Annotated in this window: 21 protein-coding genes and 1 other RNA gene; 5 read left to right on the forward strand and 17 right to left on the reverse strand. The window is 68.4% G+C overall.

Annotation, left to right across the window (positions count from 1 at the left end; all coding sequences use genetic code 11):
- Positions 1 to 17: 17 nt before the first annotated feature.
- The 15 genes from hypE to ACT54R_RS24320 form a co-directional block, all read right to left on the reverse strand.
- Positions 18 to 1,088, reverse strand: coding sequence for a hydrogenase expression/formation protein HypE (hypE, locus tag ACT54R_RS24250; protein ID WP_476331240.1), 1,071 nt, complete (start codon positions 1,086 to 1,088; stop codon positions 18 to 20).
- Positions 1,085 to 2,209, reverse strand: coding sequence for a hydrogenase formation protein HypD (gene hypD, locus ACT54R_RS24255; RefSeq protein WP_476331243.1), 1,125 nt, complete (start codon positions 2,207 to 2,209; stop codon positions 1,085 to 1,087). The genes hypE and hypD overlap by 4 nt, the downstream gene beginning before the upstream one ends.
- A gap of 10 nt (positions 2,210 to 2,219) precedes the next feature.
- Positions 2,220 to 2,519: a HypC/HybG/HupF family hydrogenase formation chaperone gene (locus ACT54R_RS24260; RefSeq protein WP_476331246.1), complete on the reverse strand. Its 300-nt coding sequence runs from the start codon at positions 2,517 to 2,519 to the stop codon at positions 2,220 to 2,222.
- A 194-nt stretch (positions 2,520 to 2,713) separates the two neighbouring features.
- Positions 2,714 to 4,189 carry a sigma-54-dependent transcriptional regulator gene (locus ACT54R_RS24265; protein ID WP_476331249.1) on the reverse strand — a complete coding sequence of 492 codons (1,476 nt, stop codon included), beginning with the start codon at positions 4,187 to 4,189 and terminating at the stop codon, positions 2,714 to 2,716.
- A complete protein-coding gene (gene hypB, locus ACT54R_RS24270) occupies positions 4,186 to 5,202 on the reverse strand; it encodes a hydrogenase nickel incorporation protein HypB (RefSeq protein ID WP_476331252.1) in 1,017 nt (338 codons plus the stop codon). Before hypB ends, ACT54R_RS24265 begins: the two co-directional genes overlap by 4 nt.
- The gene (gene hypA, locus ACT54R_RS24275) at positions 5,202 to 5,543 is read right to left on the reverse strand and encodes a hydrogenase maturation nickel metallochaperone HypA (RefSeq protein WP_476331255.1); all 342 of its coding nucleotides are present in this window, start codon (positions 5,541 to 5,543) and stop codon (positions 5,202 to 5,204) included. Before hypA ends, hypB begins: the two co-directional genes overlap by 1 nt.
- Complete coding sequence (locus ACT54R_RS24280) at positions 5,536 to 6,498, reverse strand: nickel-dependent hydrogenase large subunit (RefSeq protein WP_476331258.1); 963 nt, start codon at positions 6,496 to 6,498, stop codon at positions 5,536 to 5,538. The genes hypA and ACT54R_RS24280 overlap by 8 nt, the downstream gene beginning before the upstream one ends.
- The gene (locus ACT54R_RS24285) at positions 6,495 to 7,388 is read right to left on the reverse strand and encodes a [NiFe]-hydrogenase assembly chaperone HybE (RefSeq protein ID WP_476331261.1); all 894 of its coding nucleotides are present in this window, start codon (positions 7,386 to 7,388) and stop codon (positions 6,495 to 6,497) included. The genes ACT54R_RS24280 and ACT54R_RS24285 overlap by 4 nt, the downstream gene beginning before the upstream one ends.
- An 8-nt stretch (positions 7,389 to 7,396) precedes the next feature.
- Positions 7,397 to 8,251 carry a hydrogenase expression/formation protein gene (locus tag ACT54R_RS24290; protein ID WP_476331264.1) on the reverse strand — a complete coding sequence of 285 codons (855 nt, stop codon included), beginning with the start codon at positions 8,249 to 8,251 and terminating at the stop codon, positions 7,397 to 7,399.
- A gap of 12 nt (positions 8,252 to 8,263) precedes the next feature.
- Complete coding sequence (locus tag ACT54R_RS24295; RefSeq protein ID WP_476331267.1) at positions 8,264 to 8,668, reverse strand: thioredoxin domain-containing protein; 405 nt, start codon at positions 8,666 to 8,668, stop codon at positions 8,264 to 8,266.
- Complete coding sequence (locus ACT54R_RS24300) at positions 8,668 to 9,000, reverse strand: HypC/HybG/HupF family hydrogenase formation chaperone (protein ID WP_476331270.1); 333 nt, start codon at positions 8,998 to 9,000, stop codon at positions 8,668 to 8,670. The genes ACT54R_RS24295 and ACT54R_RS24300 overlap by 1 nt, the downstream gene beginning before the upstream one ends.
- A 3-nt stretch (positions 9,001 to 9,003) precedes the next feature.
- Entirely contained in the window at positions 9,004 to 9,630 is a 627-nt protein-coding gene (locus ACT54R_RS24305) for a HyaD/HybD family hydrogenase maturation endopeptidase (RefSeq protein WP_476331273.1), read from the reverse strand.
- Positions 9,631 to 10,033: 403 nt separating this feature from the next.
- Complete coding sequence (gene cybH / locus ACT54R_RS24310; protein ID WP_476331276.1) at positions 10,034 to 10,786, reverse strand: Ni/Fe-hydrogenase, b-type cytochrome subunit; 753 nt, start codon at positions 10,784 to 10,786, stop codon at positions 10,034 to 10,036.
- Positions 10,787 to 10,798: 12 nt separating this feature from the next.
- A complete protein-coding gene (locus ACT54R_RS24315; RefSeq protein WP_476331279.1) occupies positions 10,799 to 12,613 on the reverse strand; it encodes a nickel-dependent hydrogenase large subunit in 1,815 nt (604 codons plus the stop codon).
- Positions 12,610 to 13,716 carry a hydrogenase small subunit gene (locus ACT54R_RS24320; protein ID WP_476331282.1) on the reverse strand — a complete coding sequence of 369 codons (1,107 nt, stop codon included), beginning with the start codon at positions 13,714 to 13,716 and terminating at the stop codon, positions 12,610 to 12,612. The genes ACT54R_RS24315 and ACT54R_RS24320 overlap by 4 nt, the downstream gene beginning before the upstream one ends.
- Positions 13,717 to 13,987: 271 nt before the next feature.
- Between ACT54R_RS24320 and ACT54R_RS24325 the strand changes: the two genes are divergently transcribed.
- Complete coding sequence (locus tag ACT54R_RS24325; RefSeq protein WP_394113940.1) at positions 13,988 to 14,284, forward strand: hypothetical protein; 297 nt, start codon at positions 13,988 to 13,990, stop codon at positions 14,282 to 14,284.
- Between the two features lie 205 nt (positions 14,285 to 14,489).
- On the opposite strand, the gene ACT54R_RS24330 is transcribed toward ACT54R_RS24325, so the two are convergent.
- Positions 14,490 to 14,783, reverse strand: a complete 294-nt coding sequence (locus tag ACT54R_RS24330; RefSeq protein ID WP_476331286.1) for a GIY-YIG nuclease family protein — start codon at positions 14,781 to 14,783, stop codon at positions 14,490 to 14,492.
- Between the two features lie 161 nt (positions 14,784 to 14,944).
- Here ACT54R_RS24330 and ffs point away from each other — a divergent pair.
- Positions 14,945 to 15,043, forward strand: an RNA gene (gene ffs, locus ACT54R_RS24335) — signal recognition particle sRNA small type.
- 228 nt (positions 15,044 to 15,271) lie between these two features.
- Here ffs and ACT54R_RS24340 read toward each other — a convergent pair.
- Positions 15,272 to 15,700, reverse strand: coding sequence for an organic hydroperoxide resistance protein (locus ACT54R_RS24340; RefSeq protein ID WP_476331289.1), 429 nt, complete (start codon positions 15,698 to 15,700; stop codon positions 15,272 to 15,274).
- Positions 15,701 to 15,881: 181 nt separating this feature from the next.
- Here ACT54R_RS24340 and ACT54R_RS24345 point away from each other — a divergent pair, with 181 nt between their 5' ends.
- The 3 genes from ACT54R_RS24345 (at position 15,882) to ACT54R_RS24355 (ending at position 20,699) form a co-directional block, all read left to right on the forward strand.
- Positions 15,882 to 16,310, forward strand: coding sequence for a MarR family winged helix-turn-helix transcriptional regulator (locus tag ACT54R_RS24345; protein WP_476331397.1), 429 nt, complete (start codon positions 15,882 to 15,884; stop codon positions 16,308 to 16,310).
- 72 nt (positions 16,311 to 16,382) lie between these two features.
- Positions 16,383 to 17,090, forward strand: a complete 708-nt coding sequence (locus ACT54R_RS24350; RefSeq protein ID WP_476331292.1) for an alpha/beta hydrolase — start codon at positions 16,383 to 16,385, stop codon at positions 17,088 to 17,090.
- 105 nt (positions 17,091 to 17,195) lie between these two features.
- A complete protein-coding gene (locus tag ACT54R_RS24355) occupies positions 17,196 to 20,699 on the forward strand; it encodes a PAS domain-containing hybrid sensor histidine kinase/response regulator (RefSeq protein WP_476331294.1) in 3,504 nt (1,167 codons plus the stop codon).
- Positions 20,700 to 20,807 lie beyond the last annotated feature (108 nt).

Here is a 20,807-nt window from a genome sequence, read left to right on the forward strand (position 1 = left end):
AAGGTTTGAAAAAAGGGTCAGCAGATGCGGGGCAGTTGATCGCCGACCAGCATGTCGACGATGCGCTCGCCCCCGAAGCGCGTTCTCATGACGACCCGGCCGGGCCGCTCGGACGTGACCTCGCCGATCACCGCCGCCTCGCGCCCCAGCGGATGAGCTCGCAGCGCGGCGAGCGCGGCATCGGTCTCCCCGGCGGGGACCACGGCGAGGATCTTGCCCTCGTTGGCGAGATAGAGCGGGTCGAGGCCCAGGATCTCGCAGAAGCCCATCACCTCCGGCCGCATGGGCAGGCTCAGTTCGTCTAGCCGCACGCCGACCTTGCTCGCCTCGGCCAGCTCGTTCACCACCGCCGCGATGCCGCCGCGCGTGGCATCGCGCATCATGCGCAGGCCCGGGGCGGCGGAAATCAGCGTGTCGATCAGGCCGTTGAGGGAGGCGCAGTCGCTCTCGATGGCGGTGTCCAGCGCAAGGTCGCCGCGGGCGGTGAGGATGGCGGCGCCGTGGTCGCCGAGGAGGCCGTTGACGATCACCTTGTCGCCCGGCCGCGCCTTGGTCACGCCCACGTCGAGCCCGGCGCGGATGACGCCGATGCCGGTGGTGGTGATGAAGAGCTTGTCGCAGGCGCCCCGCGCCACGACCTTGGTGTCGCCGGTGGCGATGGAAACGCCCGCCGCGTGCGCCGTCTCGGCCATGGAGCGGACGACGCGGCGGAGCGTCTCCACGTCCAGCCCCTCCTCGATGATGATGGCGCAAGAGAGCGCCACCGGCGTCGCCCCGCCCACCGCAAGGTCGTTCACCGTGCCGCACACGGCGAGCTTGCCGATGTCGCCGCCGGGAAAGAACAGGGGGTCCACCACGAAGCCGTCGGTGGTGAAGGCGAGGCGGTCACCCCGCGCCATCAGCGCGGCGAGGTCGAAGCGGGCCTGATCCTCCGGCGCGGCGCGGCCCTCGCCGGAGAAGGCGGCGAGGAACACGTCGTCGATGAGATCGCGCATGGCGCTGCCGCCGCCGCCATGGGCGAGCGTCACCGTCTTCTGCGTCAGCGGCCGCCGGCGCGTGGCGGCGGGGGTGGGAAAGGGGATGTTCATGCGGCCTCTCCCCGTATACCGCCATATTGATAGTAAGCCGCGCAAGAACCTTCGGAAGACACCATCAGCGCGCCGAGCGGCGTTTCCGGCGTGCAGCCCTTGCCGAACTCGGGGCAAGCCCAGGGCTTCGCGGCGCCGGTGAGCACCTCGCCGCAGCGGCACTGGGCGGGGTCGGCCACCTTGATATCAGGCACGGCGAAGCGCTTTTCCGCATCGAAGGCCGCATAGGGCGCCGTCAGCCGCACCCCCGAGCCGGCGATGGAGCCGAGGCCGCGCCACTCGAACGTCTCGCGCGGCTCATACACCTCCTGAACCGCCCTCAGCGCGGCCGGGTTGCCATGCTCCGGCACCACGCGGGCATACTGGTTCTCGATGAGCGCCTTCCCGGCCTCGATCTGCCGCAGCACCATAAGCAGGGATTGCAGCAGGTCGATGGGCTCGAAGCCCGACACCACCAGCGGCCGGCCGAATTCCTCCGCGATGAAGCGATAGGGCGACGTGCCGATGACCATGGACACATGCCCGGGCCCGATGAAGCCGTCGATGCCGAGGTCCGGCTGCTCCAGCAGCGCGCGGAGCGTCGGGATGATGGTGATGTGGTTGCAGAACAGCGAGAAGTTGGTGACGCCCTCCCGCGCCGCCCGCTGCACGGTGAGCGCCGTGGAGGGCATGGTGGTCTCGAAGCCGAGGCCGAAGAACACCACCTCGCGGTCGGGATTGCGCTTCGCCAGCGTGAGCGCATCGAGCGGCGAATAGACCATGCGCACGTCGGCGCCGTCCGCCTTGGCCTGGAGCAGGCTCTTCTTCGAGCCCGGCACGCGCATGGCGTCGCCGAAGGTGGTGAAGATCACCTCGGGCCGCTCGGCGATGGCGACGCAATCGTCTACCCGGCCCATGGGCAGCACGCAGACCGGGCAGCCGGGGCCATGGACGAATTCCACGAGGTCGGGCAGCAGGCCCTCCAGCCCGTAGCGGAAGATGGCGTGGGTGTGCCCGCCGCACACCTCCATGATGGCGAAGGGGCGATCCCGCCCGCGCTCCAGACGCGCGGCGATGGCGCCGATCTCCTTCACGAGGGCGCTCGCAAGGGCGGGGTCGCGGAATTCGTCGACGAAGCGCATGTCCGGCTCCTCAGCGCGGGGTGGACAGCAGCTCGACGCTGCCGGTGGTGAGGGCTTCCATCTCGACGGCCGCCTCGCCGATCTCGGAGAGCACCTTGAGGGTGGCGGCGGCCTCTTCCTCGTCGATGCGGCTCATGGCGAAGCCCACGTGAACCAGCACCCAGGCGCCCACGAGGTCGTCAAGCGGTGCCCCGGGCTCGGCCACGCACACCACGTCCACGGTGCGGCGGACACCGGACACATCGACCACGCACAACATGGCCTCCGCATCCGCGACGGCGACGATCTGTCCGGGAATGCCGAGGCACATGGGGGGCTCCTACCTGCGAAAGAAACTCCCTCTCCCCTTGCGGGAGAGGGTCGGGGTGAGGGGTGTTCCCTCCATTTGTCCCGGAGTCAGTGAGGTGCGGCAAACGCCTTCACCCCTCACCCCCAACCCCTCTCCCGCAAGGGGAGAGGGGAGGCAGGCCGGCATGGATTGATCCCGATCCATCCCCCACCCCCTCAATGCTGCCCAAACGCCCCGCCACGGGCGATGCCGTAGCGGTCGAGCTTGGCTCTGAGGCCCACGCGGGAGAGGCCGAGTTCCTCCGCCGCGCGGCTCTTGTTCCAGCGGCAGCGCACCAGCGTCTCGGTGAGGATGGTGGCTTCCATGCGCTCGATGCGGTCCTTCAGCGGCCCGCTGTCGGGCAGGGCGATGGAGGAATTGGCCAAAGTCTCCGGCGCCCGCGTCTCGGCGGCGGCGGCACGCACCACGTGGGGGGAGAGGAGATCGGCGGAGAGGGTGTCGCGCTCGGCGAGCACCAGCATGCGCGTCACCTCATTCTGCAGTTCGCGCACATTGCCCGGCCAGTCATAGGCGGACATGCAGGCGAGCGTCTCGTCGCTGAACCCGCGCACCCGCTTGCCGTGCTGGCTGGAGAGCGCATCGAGCACGCTCTGGGCGAGCACCGGAATGTCCGCCCGCCGCTCGCGCAGCGCCGGTAGCGTCAGCACCATGGCCGAGAGGCGGTAATAGAGGTCTTCGCGGAAGCGGGCGCGGGCTACCTCGCCCTTGAGGTCCCGATGGGTGGCGGCGAGCACGCGCACGTTCACCCGCTTCGCCTCGTTGGAGCCGACCGGGCGGATCTCGCCCTCCTGCAGGAAGCGCAGCAGCTTCACCTGGAAGGCGGGCGAGACGTCGCCGATCTCGTCGAGGAAGATGGTGCCGCCGTCCGCCTGATCGAGCAGGCCGATGCGCGTCACGTGCGCGCCGGTGAACGACCCCTTCTTGTGGCCGAACAGCTCGGACTCCAGCAGCTCGTCCGGGATCGCCCCGCAGTTCACCGCGAAGAACGGCCGGTCCGAGCGCAGGCTCGAATAATGGATGGCGCGGGCCAGCAATTCCTTGCCGGTGCCCGTCTCGCCATGGATCAGCACCGGCACGTCGAAGGTCGCCACCTGCGCGGCGCGGGTGCAGACCTGCGAGAGCGGGCTGCCGGGGGCGCGCACCAAAGTGTCGAAGTGGAAATTCTGCTTCACCCGCGCTTCCAGCGCGCCGAGGCGGGCCTCGGCATTGCCGGCGGTGAGCTTCATTTCCAGGTTCAGCCGCTCGTGATCCCGCTGGAGCTGGAACAGGTGCGCGGCGTTGCGCGCGGCGAGCAGCAGCTGGTCGGGATGCCAGGGCTTGGGGATGAACTGGTAGATGCCGGCGTCGTTGATGGCGCCGATCATGTCCTCCGGCTCGGTGTAGCCGGTGACGATGATGCGCAGGATGTCCGGCCAGCGCTCGCGCACTTCGGTGAGCAGCGCGACGCCGGAGGTCTGCGGCATCCGCTGGTCGCAGAAGATCACCTGGATCCACTCGTTTTCGAGGATGCGCCGCGCCTCCTCCGCATTCAGGGCGGTGAAGACGTCGAACTCCTCGTCGAGCACGCGGGCGATGACCTCCACCGAGCGCGGCTCGTCATCCACCACCAGAATGGCCGGACGCCGGTTCATCGCGCCCCTCCCGCCGCTGCGCGCAGGGCCGAGGCCTCGGCCTCGCGAGCGCTCGCAAGCTCGTTCAGGCGCGCGGCGCGGGCGGCTTCCAGCCAGCCGATCCAGCGGGCGAGCCCGATCTCGCCACGCGAGGACGTGGTGAGGATGTCCGCCGTGGGGTTGATGCGGCGGATGTTAGCTTCAAGCAGCGCCATGTCCGCGTCCACGTGCGGCGCGAGGTCGGCCTTGGTGATGAGGACGAGATCCGCGCCCTCGAAGATGTCGGGATACTTGAGCGGCTTGTCCTCGCCCTCCGCCACCGAGATGAGCGTGACGCGCTTCGTCTCGCCGAGGTCGAAGGCGGCGGGGCAGACGAGGTTGCCCACATTCTCGATGAACAGCACGCCGCCGGGCGGCAGGGGCAGCTTCTCCAGCGCGTGGCCCACCATGTGGGCGTCGAGGTGGCAACCCTTGCCGGTGTTGATCTGCACCGCGGGGGTGCCCACGGCGCGGATGCGGGCGGCGTCGTTGTCGGTCTGCTGGTCGCCCTCAATGACGGCGCAGGGGATGCGGCCGGAAAGCGCCTTCAGCGTTTCCACGAGAAGCGTGGTCTTGCCCGCGCCGGGGCCGGAGAGAAGGTTCAGCGCCAGCACGCCCGCGGCGTTCAGCCGGGTACGGTTGCGGCCGGCGTAATCGTCGTTCTTGGCGAGGATGGAGGTCTCGATTTCCACCATGCGCGCTTGACTGAGCCCCGGCGCATGGGCGCGGGCGGGGCCGGCGCCGTAGTCCAGCGTGCCGGTATCGGGGGCGGAGTGGAGGTGATCGTCGTGGTGATGATGGTGATGACCATGGTCGTGGTCATGCCCGTGGTCATGCCCGTGGGCGTGATCATGGGCATGGCTGTGGGTGGTGCCGTCCGCATGGGTGTGGGTGTGCGGATGGTCGTGACCATGGGCATGAGAGTGGGCATGGGAAGGACCGTGCGCCTCGGAAATGGTGGCGCCGTCGCCGCTGCAGCCGCAGACCGTGCACATCACATCACCTCCAGGTCTTTGATCTTCATGTCCGTGCCGCCATTGGGCACGAGCCGTTCCCCGCCACAGCGCGGGCAGGGGGCGAGGCGGTGATCGAGCGGCACGGTGTCGGAGCAGTCGAAGCACCAGGCGGTGCCCTCCTCCTCCAGCACCACCAGCTCGGCACCGTCCGCCAGCGATCCGCGCGTCACCACGTCGAAACCGAAGCGCAGCGCCTCCACCTCGATGCCGGCGAAGCGGCCGATGGCGAGGCGCACGCGGGTTACGCGGGAGAAATTCTGTGCCTTCGCCGCCTCTTCCATCGCCGAGAGCAGGCTCTCGCACACGGCCATCTCATGCATAGGCGGGCTCCGTGGCGAAGGAGAGGGTGACGGGCACGCAGGGATTGATGGCGCAAACGAGCAGCGGCGCAAGCCACCGCGTCCGCCAGCCCGGCGAGAGCGCGGCGAACGCCCGTTCCAATAACCCGCCGGGCGCAAGGTTCCAGGCGCTGGGGGAGAGGATGCGATAGGCGGTCACCCGCCCGTCCTCCACCTGGGCCCGATGCCCCAGCAGCCCGCGCGCGGCCGGTGCGATTCCGGCCGGAAGGGACGGGGCGGCGCGGGGAGCGAGATGGGCAAGGCCATCCACCAGCCGCGCCAGCAGCCGCACGAACAGGCTCGGTCCCTCCGAACTCAGCAACGCTGAGATCAGCGGCGTCCCAGCGACGCGGCCGAGCGCGCCGGTCTCGCGGTGCGAGCCGATGGCGGCGGGCGGTCGGGCAAGAGTGGCGGCGAGCACATCCGCGCTCAGCTCCGGCAGATGCACGCGCCCTTCCGCTGGATCGGCCTCGCGGATGCGGGCGAAGGCGCGGGCGGTGGGGGTGGGCGCTTCGGTGAGCCAGGCTTCCAGCTCGGAGGGGGAGAAGGCGGAAAGATCGCTGGCGTCGCCCACAAGGGCGGCATGGAAGGCAGCGCCATCCGGCCGGGCGAGGAGGGCGAGGGCGGCGCGGTCCGGCGTCATGCCCAGCGCCACGGGCACGGTGTGGAGCAGGGCGAGCGCATGGTCGCGCATCGTCTCGCGCGCCATCGCCTCCGCATCCGCCGCGACCGGGAGGCCGAGGGCGGAACGGGCGGCGACGGCGTGGGCCGCGCCGCACAGGTTGAAGACCAGAGGAGCAAGACGGGCCGCCTCCTTCGGCGTGCGGCCGACGAGGGCCGCGGCGGGGTCCGGTCCCTCTTCCCGCGCCACGCGCCAGCCGCCCGCGCGCCCGTCCGGCGTGAGGGTGAGGCTGCGGAGCGCGCGGGAGCCGTTCATGCGGCGCCGTCCCGCAGATCTTCGGCGCGCAATCCTTCGGCACCAGCGCGCGGACCGAGGAGAAGCGAGCGGCGGGAGAGTTCCGCCGGCGCCTCGCGGCGGGCGGGCGCCTCGGCCTCGGGCGTCAGCGCCGCCGTCTCAGCGGCGATGCGCGCGGCTTCTTCCGCTTCCGCCCGGCGGCGGATTTCGCCGGAGCGGGTGCCGTCCTCCCGGTTGGCTGCATCGAGCAGGCCGGGCATCACCGCCTCGGCCGTCTCCACCGCCTGCAGCATGGAGGAGAAATCGAACATGGGGGAAAAGAGCGAGCAGGCCTTGTAGGGGCCGGTCTCGGGCCGGTTGGCGGCGAGGAATTCGTAGGTGCCCGAGGGAAAATCGATGAATTCGCGCTCGCCGGTCTTGAGCTGCGACCAGTCGTCGGAAGCATTGGGCAGGAGCACGATGTTCATGAACCAGGGCGTCACCAGCACGCCCATCACCCGCCCCGCATGGATGCGGAAGCCCACCGCCTTCACGCCGAGGGTGCCGTTGACGAAGGGCACGCCCTTCATCTTCGCCGCATGGATCTCGCGGAACACCGCCTCGAACAGGCTTGGGGCCTCGGCGAGCTGGCGCTCCAGCGCCGGATCGACCGGGGCGGGGCGCATCACGGCCGGCAAATCGGGCGTGCCGCCGTCGAGCACCATGAAGGCGTCGCGGGCGCCGTCGCAGACGGGGCAGCGCCAGTGATCGGGCAGAGCGTTGAACGGCGTGCCGGGGGGAATCTGCCACGCCTCGCACCCCTCGGCGGGGTCGTAGACGTGCCAGCAGACCTTGCATTCCAGCCGCGCGGTGGGGGCAAGCCGCGCGCGATCGCCGAGATAGGAGCCGTCGAAGAAGCTGTGCTGGGACATTTTGAACCTCACCGCATGGCCGCCAGCACCTCGGTGAGGCGCTCGGCGGAATCGGCGATATCCTCGCGGGCGGCGCAGGCCACTTCCGGCACCTCGCTCACCTCGATGGTGTCGAGGATGAGCATGTCCTGCGAATTGTAGAAGCGCACCCGCCACACATGCCGGGTGCCCGTCGCGTCGATGCGGCAATTGCCGTAGCCGCGGGAGAGCACGGTGGTCGCGCCGGGGCCGAGCCGCGCGTCCAGCATGGCGAGGTCTTCCGGCGTGTGCGGCAGCAGGGAGAGGTTGATGATATGCGCCGCATCGCCCGGCTGGCGGCTGCGGGCGCGGTCGTCGATCTCCACCAGCAAAGCGGGGGCGTTGAAGATGCCGGGCGCGGGCGCGTCGAGGCCGGAAAGATCGATGCCGGACCCGCCGCCGAACGCGCGCACCACGGCGCCACGCGGGAAGGCGCCGATCTCGATGCGGTCGGTGCCCGCCGCGCCGCGCAGGCGCCACACGCCGGCGAAAGTTGCTTCCTGAATTTCCATGGGGCGGACATCGCCCCGTCCTTCCACCTTCACCGCCACCTCGCCCTCGCCCATGGCCTCGTCGACCAGAGCGAGGTTGGCGGCGTCGAGATGGGCGAGGTCGATGATGCGGCTCTCGCCCGGCTGCCAGCTTTCCAACGCGGCGATGACCTGTTCCAGCACGGCGAAGGCGGGGGCGTAGCGGTCCTTGTCCTCCACCTCGATGAGATGCGCCTCGAAGGTGCGCATGCCCGAGGGCATCTGGAGGTAGGCGAGGCCTTCGTCCTCTGAGGTGGACTGGCTGCCGGGGCCGAAGCCGATGGGGGGCTGTGTGGCGAAGGGGGACGAAGACATTGGGGGCAGCCTTCAGTGGGTGGCGGCGGAGGGGGCGGCGAGCAGGGCACGGAGCTTGTCGAGATACTCGTCCCAGTCCCGCATGCGGGCGATGGCGCCCACCGGCTGGCCGGCGCGCAGCACCACGATGGCCGGCAGGGCGAGGCTCATGCTGTCCCGCAGGGCCGTCTCCGCCTTGGGGCCGGCGATGGCGATGCCGATGGCCTCGGAGCCGCCCAGCGCCTTCACCAGCTCGGGCAGCACCACGGCGATATCAGGGCTCTCCAGATGCGCCTTGCCGTGGGAGGGCAGGAACAGGAGGTGGTCGCGTGCGTCGAGCGTCGAGGCATCCTCCAGCGTCTCGACGGCGGGCCAGGCGCCGGCCTCGCTGAGGCGACGGACGAGGGGATGGAGATCGGGAGCGGCGAGCGGGGGCATCAGGCTTCCTTTTGGCCGGCGGCATAGGCCGCGGCGAGATGGGGCGGCAGGACCGGCTCGCGGTCCACGAGATCGGCGAAGGCGCGGTCGATGAGGGCGGTGTCGGCCTCCCCCGCCATGATGGCGGCGACGCCGGAAAGCGCTTCGGTGATGAGGCGGGCTTCCTCCGCCTCCAGCCGGCGGCGGGCGGCGCCCTGGAAGACGAGGACGTGATCGCCCTCGCCGGCTTCCGGCACGAGGGAGAGATCGACCCGCTCCTCCCGTCCCTCGGCCGAGCAGAGGGCGTAGGGCCCTTCGAGGCGTTCGATGCGCATGGGCAGGCCGAGGCACATGGCTCAGGCGTCTCCCCGAACGAGCACGCGCGCATCGCCGATGCGGCAAGCCTCCTCGGCGCTGGGGCGCTCGGTCTCATAGGGATCGCGGGCGACGGCGGCGGTGACGAGAGATCCTTCGCCCGCACGGGGCTCCGGCACGATGCCGAACTCGTCCTTCAGGATGGCGAGCACCTTGCGCGCGGCGGGCTCGATCTGCGCCGCGACGGTTGGGGTGAGGCCGCCGCCGTAATCGTCCAGCACCTCCGGCTGCACGCCCACCAGTACGATGCGGCCGGGGGTGTGGCCGCGCAAGGCGAGGAGGCCGAGGATTTCCTGGAAGCCGGTCTGGTGCAGGCTCACCTTACGGGCGGCCAGCACGGCGGGCACGTCGGCATCGGCGCGGATGTGGACGGTGCCCGGCGGAGTGCCGAAATCCACCGCGTCCACGATGACCACGCCTTCGGCTTCTTCGAGATAGGGCAGGAGATAGAGGCCCTGGGTGCCGCCATCGAGCAGCGTCACCGGCTCGGGGAAGGTGTAGGCGCGGTCCAGGGTTTCCAGAACCCGCACGCCGAAGCCCTCGTCGGCCCACAATATGTTGCCGATGCCGAGCACCAGAATGCGCGCGCAAATCCGTTCGCCGTCCATGCGACGCCGCCCTCCCTGCGATGGCCTCCCACGACGGTCTGCCGCCGTCTGATTTCGAGTTCGACTAAATCAAGGACCGTGCCAAGCGCGGCGGACGCCAGCCAAAGGCTTGATTCGGATCAAGAGACGGCGAAGGCGCCGGACCGTTCGCCGGTCAGAAATCGGAAGGATTATGACCGATTTTCGATATAGATGGAAATAGATCGTCCATATTCCGCCATCCGGAAAGCGTTTTCGCCGGGTCGGGCGAGGGCTGCCTGCGACGATCGTTAGCAGATGCAGCACCAAGTGGAATGCGCCGCACCATGTCCGCGCCGGGCATCTCGTCAAAGAAAAAGGGCGCGGCCAGCGCCGCGCCCTCTTGTCGTCGGGTCTTGCCCTCTGCCCCCGCAGAGGTCGCCGCTCAGTCCGGATCGTCGTCCCGGAAGGTGCGGTGGCCGTTGGTGATGGCGGAGACCATGGACTGGCGGGACATGATGTCCTCGCGGATCACCGAATAGACGTGGATGATGATGAACACGATGATCACCCACATGCCGAGGTGATGCAGCGTGTGCACCTGCATGGAGCCGCCCAGCAGCGGGATGACCCAGCCGAACAGCTTCGCCTGCCACGAGCCGAGCCCGGTGCCCTCGGAATAGAGGGCGAAGCCGGTGAGGATCATGAAGGCGAGGCCCAGCACCATCACGAAGAACAGGAACACCTGCGCCAGCGGATTGTGCCCCACGAACTTCAGCGGCCGGGGCTTCAGGAAGGCATACCACTGCACCTCGGTGAAGAAGCCGCGCCAGAAGCTCTTCCGCCAGAAAGGGAAGGTGAACAGCTCCCGCGAATACTTGTTGCCCAAGAAGGCCCAGATGATCCGCCCCAGGAATCCCACGGCGAGGATGTAGCCCGCCGAGAAATGCACGAAGCGGATGGTGCCCATGAGGTAGTGCGAACTCGCCTCGCCCGAAAGGGTGGGGAAGGGCGAGCCGATGAAGTAGCCGGTGACGCACAGGACCAGGATGGACAGGGCGTTCACCCAGTGCCACAGGCGCACCGGCGCCTCGTAGACATAGACGGTGGTCAGCTTCTTTCCACCGGCGATCGCCTGCGCGACCGGGGTTGTGGGCGCCGCCGGAGGGGCGGTGCCGGAGAGGGAGGTGTCGCTCATGGCCACCTCCCCTCAGCGCACGGTGACGCGCGCCAGCTCAGCCCCGTCGTCGGACATGACGTGGGTGGAGCAGGCGAGGCACGGGTCGAAGGAGTGGAGGGTCCGCAGGATCTCCACCGGCTCTTCCGGGCGCTGCATGGGCGTGTTCATGAGGGAGGCCTCGAACGCGCCGATATTGCCCTTGGGATCGCGCGGTCCGCCGTTCCAGGTGGTGGGCACCACGCACTGGTAATTCTCGATCCGCCCGTCCTTGATCTTGATCCAGTGGCCGAGGCCGCCGCGCGGCGCGGCGACGGTGCCGACGCCCTTGGCCTCCTTCGGCCAGGTGGCGGGGTCCCACTTCTCCATGTTGGCGGTGGAGGTGTCGCCGGCCTTGATGTTGGCGATGAGGTGGTCGAAATCGTCCAGCATCATCTTGGCGCAATAGTGCGCCTCAAGCGCCCGGGCGAGGGTGCGGCCGATGGTGGTCGGCAGCGCCTGCTTAGGCGTCAGGTTGGTGCCGGCGAGCGTGTTGAACGTGCCGAGCGCCTCGTCCACCTGCCCCTTCACGTAATCGACGCCTTGGGCATAGGCGAGGATGTAGCGGGCGAGCGGGCCCACCTCCACCGCATTGCCCTTCCAGCGCGGCGCCTTGATCCAGGAATACTTGGCGTTCTCGTCCACCGCCTCGATGTTGGTGCGGGTACCCTTGGCGTTGGGGCCGAGCTTGTACTGCGGGTCGGTCACGCCGTCCCACGGGTGCAGGCCCTTGTCGTTGTTGCCCTCGCCGTAGGTGTACCAGGAGTGCGCGACGAATTCCTGCACCTGCGCCGGGTCGCGCGGGTCGATGGGATGCACCTCGTTCCAGTTGCCGTTGAGGATGACGCCGCCGGGCAGGCGGTCGGTCTTCTTCTGGCCCTGGATGGCTTCGTAATCGCCATAGTCCATGACGTTCTGGCCGGAGAGGCCGCCGCCATAGAGCCAGCCTTTATAGAAGGAGGCGATGGCGATCACATCAGGCACATAGACGTTCTGCGAGAACTCGAAGGCTTCCTGAAGCTTCAGCTTCACGAAGTTCAGCCGCTCCATGTTGAGCGGGGCGCCGGCGGCGAGGTCGCCGTTCATGTTGATGGCGCAGGGCACGCCACCCACCAGATAGTTCGGATGCGGATTCTTGCCGCCGAAGATGGTGTGGACCTTCACGATCTCGCGCTGGAAATCGAGGGCTTCCAGATAGTGCGTCACCGCGAGGAGGTCGGCTTCCGGCGGCAGGAGATAGGCCGGGTTGTCCCAATAGCCGTTCTTGAAGATGCCGAGCTGGCCACTCTCCACGAACTTCTTCAGCCGGTTCTGCACGTCGCGGAAATAGCCCGGCGAGGACTTGGAATGGGCGGAGATGGACTGCTGCAGCACCGAAGTCGCCTTCGGGTCCGCCTTCAGCGCATTGACGGGGTTCACCCAGTCCAGCGCGTGCAGATGGTAGAAGTGGACGACGTGATCGTGCCACTGCAGCACCTTGGCCATGATCTCGCGGATCAGGAAGGCATTGTTGGGGATCTTGATCTGCAGCGCGTCTTCCACCGCGCGCACCGAGGTCAGCGCGTGGCAGCCGGTGCACACACCGCAGATGCGTTCCACGAAGGCCCAGGCGTCGCGCGGGTCGCGGCCCTTGAGGATCACTTCCAGCCCGCGCCACATGGTGCCGGTGGAGACCGCGTTGCGGATGACGTTGTTGGAATCCACATTCACTTCGCAGCGCATGTGGCCTTCGATGCGCGTCACCGGATCGACGACGATGCGCTTGCCTGAAGTGTCGAGGGAAAAGCCGTTCGGCGTCTGGATGGTCACTTCTCGCCTCCCTCGGTCTTGGTCGCGCCGTCGGTATTCTTGTGCTGGGCGCGCTTCAGCGCGCTGATGGCGGCATGGGCCGCGACGCCCGCGCCCACCGCGCCGGCGGCGATGAGGCCCACCTGGTCCGCATTGGCTTCAATGCCGAAGCCGGAGCCCTTGAGATCGGCGAGGCGCGCGTACCACGAGCCCTTGTCCCAGAAGCCGTCTTCCGAGCAGCCGATGCAGCCGTGGCCGGCCTGGATGGGGAAGGACACGCCGTCGTTCCAGCGCACGGTGGAGCAGGCGTTGTAGGTGGTGGGGCCCTTGCAGCCCACCTTGTAGAGGCAATAGCCCTTGCGCGCGCCCTCGTCGTCGAAGCTCTCGACATACTGGCCGGCGTCGAAGTGCGGCCGGCGATAGCATTTGTCGTGGATGCGCTGGGAATAGAACATCAGCGGCCGGCCCTGGCGGTCGAGGGCGGGGAGCTGGTCGAAGGTGAGCATGTAGGTGATGACGCCGGTCATCACCTCGGCGATGGGCGGGCAGCCCGGCACCTTGATGATGGGCTTGTCGAAGATCACCTCATGCACGGGCGTGGCGCGGGTGGGGTTGGGGCGCGCGGCCTGCACGCAGCCATAGGAGGCGCAGGAGCCCCAGGAGATGATGGCCTTGGCGTCCTTCGCCACCTTCTTCAATTGGTCCACGAAGGGCTTGCCGCCGATGATGCAATACATGCCATCCTCGTTCAGCGGCGGGTTGCCCTCCACCGCGAGGATGTAGTTGCCCTTGTACTTGGTCATCACCTCGTCGAGGATCGCTTCCGCCTGATGGCCGGCGGAGGCCATGAGGGTGTCGTCATAGTCGAGCGAGATCATCGACAGCACCACATCCTTCACCAGAGGATGCGCCGAGCGGATGAAGCTCTCCGAGCAGCAGGTGCATTCCAGCCCATGCAGCCACAGCACCGGGGTGCGCGGCTTGGTCTCCATGGCCTGCGCGATCTGCGGCGCGAACTCCGGCCCGAGGCCGAGGGCCGCCGCCGTGAGCGAGCAGTATTTCAGGAACGAACGGCGGGTGATGCCCTGCCGCCGCATGACCTCATAGAACGTCTCGAGGGCCATAAAGGCGTCCCCCCTTTGGTTGACCTTTGGGCTGACTTGTCCTCCCCACCGGCGTCGAGGCCGGGGGATTGGAATGGTTTCAGCAAGGGGTGTGCCAGAGGGGGAGCGTGTGTGATTTCAGGGGGTTAGGGGGCTGCGGGTGCCAGTAGGGGTGGATGGGGGGTGAGCGGGTTGAGGGGTGGGGTGGAAAGGGGGTTGCCGGGGAAAATGGAGGCTTGCGCGCGACGCAAAGCCTACTTTAAGTTGAAATCTGCTCTCGGGGGATAATCTAATGGACCAATCCAGCGCACGATTTTGGATCGAGGTTATATTAGCAGCTACGGTTCCGGTCGGCATATCTCTGATAATGATCCATAGAATCAAAAGAGAAATGGGTCTTGGGGTGCGTTCGATTCAATTTTTAGCAATTGTCGTATTGCTTCCGATGATTTTTATATTGGCCCTTGAAGGTATTCTTGCGGGAAGCGCGGTAGGAGCGTTATTTGGGGCTCTGATCGGGTATCTGTTTACGAACATAGGAAAATATGACGAGGCAAAGGGTCGTGGCGCGCGGGAAGGGAGTGATTGAGCCCCAACGAGTCCGGTTTTGGGTCTTCGTCCCGCTTCGCATCCCTATCCCACACCTCTGCGTCTGCCCCCGCCGATGGATGCTCCGGTCGAGCCGGAGCATGACGGCTGCTTGGGCGGGTGGGTGGGGCAGCGCCACCGCGACATTCCCGCGACCGGGCTTCCTCCCCGCCGTCGCCCTCCGGCTTGACCGGAGGGCCCATGCCTCAGCGAAGCGCGATCTCGTCGAATAGGTCCCGCCATTCGGGATTGTTCTTTTCCACCAGATCGATCTTCCATTGCCGTAGCCACGTCTTCAGCCGCTTCTCGCGCTGGATGGCGGCCAGGACCGTATCGTGGATCTCGAACCAGACGAGGCGCTGCACATGGTAGCGGCTGGTGAAGCCGGTGGTTCCGAGCCGGTGCTCGAAGATGCGGCGCGTCAGGTCGTTGGTCACGCCCACATAGAGCGTTCCCCGGGGCTTGCTGGCGACTAGATAGACGAAATAGCGCCGCTCCATGCTCAAGCTCCGCTGCGACAGCGGCTACACTGCACCGGAAGCCTCGCCAGCGGAACCATGGATGCTCCGGTCAAGCCGGAGCATGACGACGGTTTGGGGTAGAGACGCGGCACGGCGCTGGCGCTCTTGCATCCCACCCCTCCCCCTGCCATATAGCGCGTGGGAGGTTGGCGGTGGACGAGCCACTCGCCAACCGGGTCAGGTCCGGAAGGAAGCAGCCCCAACGAGCCCGGTCTCGGGTCTTCGTCCAGCCTCCCACCCCATTCAGCATTGCACTGACCGGCGCGCGGCCCCATCGGCCGTGGCGCCTGTGGGCGTTTCGGGCGCCTGAGCGGTTGGCGGTAGCGCGCGCGGCCAAGCCCGCGCGGCGCCTGAGCGAAGGCAACGAAAAACCATCCGCGCGGCGCTTGAGCGAAGGCAACGCCAAAAACAAAACCGCCGCCCTCCGGAGGAGAGCGGCGGTGTGTCGGGGCAGCAGGGCGGGGAGATCAGACGAGGCTGAGTTTCACGTCGATATTGTTGCGGGTGGCGTTGGAATAGGGGCACACCTGATGCGCCTTGGCGATGAGCGCCTCGCCCTCCGCGTGGTCCACGCCCGGCAGGGACACGGCCAGCGCGATCTCCAGGCCGAAGCCGCCTTCCGAGCGGGGGCCGATGCCCACGGTGGCGGTGACGGTGGCATCCGCCGGCACCTTGGCGGTGCCGCCCTGCGAGGCCACGAACTTCATGGCGCCGAGGAAGCAGGCCGCATAGCCGGTGGCGAACAGCTGCTCGGGGTTCACACCCTCGCCGCCGGGCCCGCCCAGCTCCTTCGGGGTGACGAGCTTGACTTCGAAATTGCCGTCCAGCGTGCCGGAGCGGCCATCGCGGCCCCCGGTGGCGCGGGCGGAGGTGGAGTAGAGGACGTTGACGGGCATGGTGGGCTCCTGAGGTTTTAATTTAGTGAGCGATTAAATCGTGTACGATCAAAATAGCCGAGGCGATCGCCCCCGTCAAGCGGTTGCGATCCTATCGTGCGCGATTTATCTGAAAGGGAGCCCCCCGAGGCCCGCCATGTCCGAGACACGTCCAGATCCCACGCCCGCCGTCCCCGCGCCGATGCCGGTGGAGGATATGGTGTGCTTCGCCTTCTATGCCGCGAGCCACGCCTTCACGCGGGTCTACAAGCCGCACCTGGACGCGCTCGGCCTCACCTATCCGCAATATCTCGCGCTGGTGAGCCTGTGGACCGAGGACGACCGCACCGTCGGCAGCCTCGGCACCTCGCTGGGACTGGAATCGAGCACCCTCACCCCGCTGCTGAAGCGGCTGGAGGCCCTCGGCCATGTCTCGCGCAGCCGCGATCCCGCCGACGAGCGGGTGGTGCGGGTCCGCCTCACGCCGCAGGGCCGCGCCTTGCAGGAAAAGGCGCGGCACATCCCCGGCTGCATCCTCGCCGCCACCGGCCTGAAGCTTGAGGACGTGGTGCGCCTCCAGCGCGAGGTCACGGCCCTGCGCGCGACGCTGGAGAAGGCGGCGCAGGGCTGATCGGCGGCTTCATCCCCGCGTTTGTATACGGTACACCGGATGCGGAAACGCCAGAACAACCGGAAGGCCGCCATGCTCGATCCACATCTCGCCGGCCACATCACCTTCGCCCCCGCCGCGCCAGACCTGCCGCCGCTCGCCCCCGGCCATCACGCTCTCGGCCTCTCGGCGGAGCGCGATGCGCTGCTGGTGGTGCCGGAGGGGCTGGAGCCGGGTGTTCCGGTGCCGCTGATGGTGCTGTTCCACGGCGGCGGCGGCAGCGCGCAGAAGATCCTGCCCATGATGGAGCAGCATGCGCTCACCCACCGCTTCCTGCTCCTGGTGCCGCAATCGGTCTTCCCCACCTGGGACATCGTGATCGCCGGCAACGGGCCGGACCGCGAGCGGCTGGAGACGGCGCTCGCCCTCGTCGCCCGGCATTTCGAGATCGACCGCACGCGCATCTGCTTCGCCGGCCATTCGGACGGCGGCAGCTACACCCTCTCGCTGGGCCTCACCAACGGCCATTTCGTCACCCACCTCATCGTCTCCTCGGCGGGCTTCATGTCCGTCCAGCGCCAGAGCGGGGCGCCGCGCGTGTTCATCTCCCACGGGGTGAACGACGAGCAGATCCCCGTGCAGCGCTCCGGCCGGGCGCATTCCGCCCTGCTGAAGGAGGCGGGCTACGACGTGACCTACATGGAATACAACGGCCCCCACGCCTGGCAGCCGCCGGTGGTGGGGCTGGCGGTGGCCTTCTTCCTGGAACCCGTCCCCGTGCCCACCGGCGCCACGTCCTGAGCCGGCTTTGATCCACCCGCTGGACAAGCCCCCTACGAAGTGATGAGGTCGCCCTAAACAGAGCAAGAACGGGCGGTTTCCGGTGGGGGAGACCGGACGGGGGACATGCTTCAGGCTTCGGTCGTCATCTTCGTGGCATTGGCCTATATCGGCCTGCTGTTCGCCATCGCGAGCTATGGCGACCGGCTGCGCCCGGACGCGGGCCGCGGCGCCGCGCGGCCGATGATCTATTCCCTGTCGCTGGCGGTCTACTGCACCTCCTGGACCTTCTTCGGCTCGGTGGGCCTCGCCACCACCCAGGGCTTCGACTTTCTCACCATCTATCTCGGGCCCATCATCCTGATGACGGTGGGCGCGCCCCTGTTCCTGCGCGTGGTGCGGCTCGCCAAGGCCAACAACATCACCTCCATCGCCGACTTCATCGCCGCCCGCTACGGCAAGAACCAGGGCATCGCGGCGCTGGTGGCCATCGTCGCCATCATCGCCGCCATCCCCTACATCTCGCTGCAGCTGAAGGCGGTGTCGGCCTCGCTGGTGGCGCTGCTCGGGCATTTCGCGGGGGAGCACGGGCGTGGCACGCTGGTGGGCGACCTCGCGCTGTTCGTCGCCTGCGCCATGGCCGCCTTCGCCATCCTGTTCGGCACCCGCCACACCGACGCCACCGAGCACCAGAACGGCCTGATGCTGGCCATCGCCACGGAATCGCTGGTGAAGCTCGCGGCCTTCCTCGGCGTCGGCCTGCTCGTGACCTTCGTCATCTTCGACGGGCCGTCCGCATTGTTCTACGCGGCACGGGAGGCGAGCGCGCTGGCGCCGTTCGAGCGCGGGCTGTCGCTGGAAAACTGGCTCACCATGACGATCCTGTCCGGCGGCGCCTTCATGCTGCTGCCGCGCCAGTTCCATGTGGCGGTGGTGGAGAACAAGGGCGAGAGCGAGATCCGCCGCGCCCGCTGGCTGTTCCCGCTCTATCTCGTGCTCATCAACCTGTTCGTGGTGCCGCTGGCGCTGGCGGGCATGACGCTGTTTCCGCTGAACCTCGTGGACAGCGACGTCTACGTGCTCGCCGTGCCGCTCGCCGCCGGCTTCGACAGCCTCGCGCTGCTCGCCTTCGTCGGCGGCCTCTCGGCGGCCACCGCCATGGTCATTGTGGAGTGCGTGGCCATCGCCATCATGGTCTCCAACGACCTGGTGATGCCGCTGCTGCTGCGCCGTCGCGCGGCCAAGCCGGAAGGCGAGCCGCGCGAGGACATGACCGGCCTGCTGCTGATGGTGCGGCGCATCTCGATCTTCGCCATCGTCCTGCTCGCGTATCTCTATTATCGCACCACCGGCGAGGTGCAGCTGGCGCAGATCGGCCTTCTCTCCTTCGCCGCCATCGCGCAGGTGGGGCCGGCCTTCGCCGCCGGGCTCCTCTGGCAGCGCGCGACCGCCGCCGGGGCCATCGCCGGCATCGTGGTGGGCGGCGCCACCTGGGCCTATACGCTGATGATGCCCAGCCTCGCCGAGGCCGGGCTGATCTCCGCCGGCGTGCTCCAGAATGGGCCTTTCGGCATCGGCCTTTTGCGGCCGACGGCGCTCCTCGGCCTCACCGCCGGGCCGCTCGCCCACGGCGTCGCCTGGAGCCTCGGGCTCAACACGCTCGCGCTGGTCATCGTCTCCTTTCTCACCCGCCCCTCGCAGATCGAGCGCACGCAGGCGCGCCTGTTCGCGGGGGCAGGCGACCGGCCACCGGCGCGTCCGGCTTTCCTGCGCTGGCGGTCCTCCGTCTCCCTCGGCGAGCTGATGGCGACGGTGGAGCGCTATCTCGGCGCCGAGCGCGCCCGCGCCGCCTTCGACAGCTACGCCCGCCAGCACGGCTTCGCCCTCGATACCCACCGCGAGGCGGACGCGGGCATGGTGCGCCACGCCGAGCATCTGCTGGCCTCGGCGGTGGGCGCGGCCTCTTCCCGCCTCGTGCTCTCGCTGCTCCTGCGCAAGCGGGCCGTCTCCACCAAGGCGGCCCTCAAGCTGCTGGACGATGCCTCCGCCGCCATCCAGTACAATCGCGAGCTGCTGCAAAGCGCCATCGACCATGTGCGCCAGGGCATCGCGGTGTTCGACCGCGACCTGCGCCTCGTGTGCTGGAACCGGCAGTTCGGCCAGATGCTGGACCTGCCGGGCGAATGCTACGCGGTGGGCGTGCCGCTCACCGACATCCTTGCCGCCGCGCCCGCCGACGATGCGGAAAGCGGCGACATCGCCACGCGCGTCACCCGCTACGTGAGCCCCGACCCCGAATTCTCCGAGCGCCTGCACCAGCGCGGTGCGGTGATCGAGGCGCGCTCGGACCCTATGCCGGACGGCGGCATCGCCGTGACCTTCACCGACATCACGGCGAGCGTCGAGGCCGCGCTCGCCCTGGAGCGCGCCAACGAGACGCTGGAGCGGCGCGTGCGCGAGCGCACCGAGGAGCTGGAGCGGCTCAACGGCGCATTGGAGATCGCCAAGGCGGAGGCGGACGAGGCCAACCTTTCCAAGACGCGCTTCCTCGCCGCCGCCAGCCACGACATCCTCCAGCCGCTCAACGCCGCCCGCCTCTACGCCACCAGCATGGTGGAGCGGGCCAAGGGATCGGAGGAGGAGCGCCTCGCCGGCAACATCGACGCCTCGCTGGAATCGGTGGAGGAGATCCTCGGCGCCCTGCTGGATATCTCGCGGCTCGACAGCGGCGTCATGCGGCCGGAGTTCTCCGCCTTCCGCATCGCTGACGTGCTGAAGCCGCTGGAGACGGAATTTGCCCCGCTGGCGCGGGAGAAGAACCTCGAACTCACCTTCCTGCCCTGCTCGCTCGCCGTGCGCTCCGACCGCCGGCTGCTGCGCCGGCTGCTGCAGAACCTCGTCTCCAACGCGGTGAAATACACCCAGCGCGGCCGCATCCTCGTCGGCTGCCGGCGGGTGGGCGGCAAGGTGCGGGTGGAGGTCTACGACACCGGCGTCGGCATCCCGCGCTCCAAGCACAAGCTGGTGTTCCAGGAGTTCCAGCGCCTCGACCAGGGGGCGAAGGCGGCGCGCGGCCTCGGCCTCGGCCTGTCCATCGTCGAGCGCATCGCCCGCGTGCTGGAGCATCCGGTGGCGCTGCGCTCCACCCATGGCAAGGGCTCCGCCTTCACGGTGGAACTGCCGGTGGCCGTCTCCATGCCGGAGGAGCGCGAGGTGGCGCCCAGCCCCGCCCGCCGCGGCGCGCAGCTCGACGGCCTCACCATCCTCGCCATCGACAACGAGCCGGCCATTCTTGACGGCATGCAGATGCTGCTCACCGGATGGGGATGCGACGTCATCACCGCCGCCAGCGCGCAGGGTGCCCTTGAGGCCATCCGCCACCGCCGGAAGAAGCCCGACGTCGCCCTCGTGGACTACCATCTGGACGGCGGCCACGGCATCGAGGCGATCATGTCGCTGAGGTGGAAACTGGGGAAAATACCCGCCGTGCTCATCACCGCCGACCGCTCCAAGAAGGTGCGCGACGCGGCCCGCGCGGCGGACATGGAGATCCTCAACAAGCCGCTCAAACCCGCCGCGCTCCGGGCGATCCTCGCCCACTGGCGCATCGCCCGCGCCGCCGCCGAATAGTCTTTCGCCGGCTTCCTGCGCGCCCTTTCCGCCACAGCGCGCGCGCTTCGCGATTAAGCCCTCGTTCATCCCCATGAACGCCCAATAAACGCCGCCTTCAGCCAGCGT

Source organism: Xanthobacter sp. DMC47 (assembly GCF_056313845.1).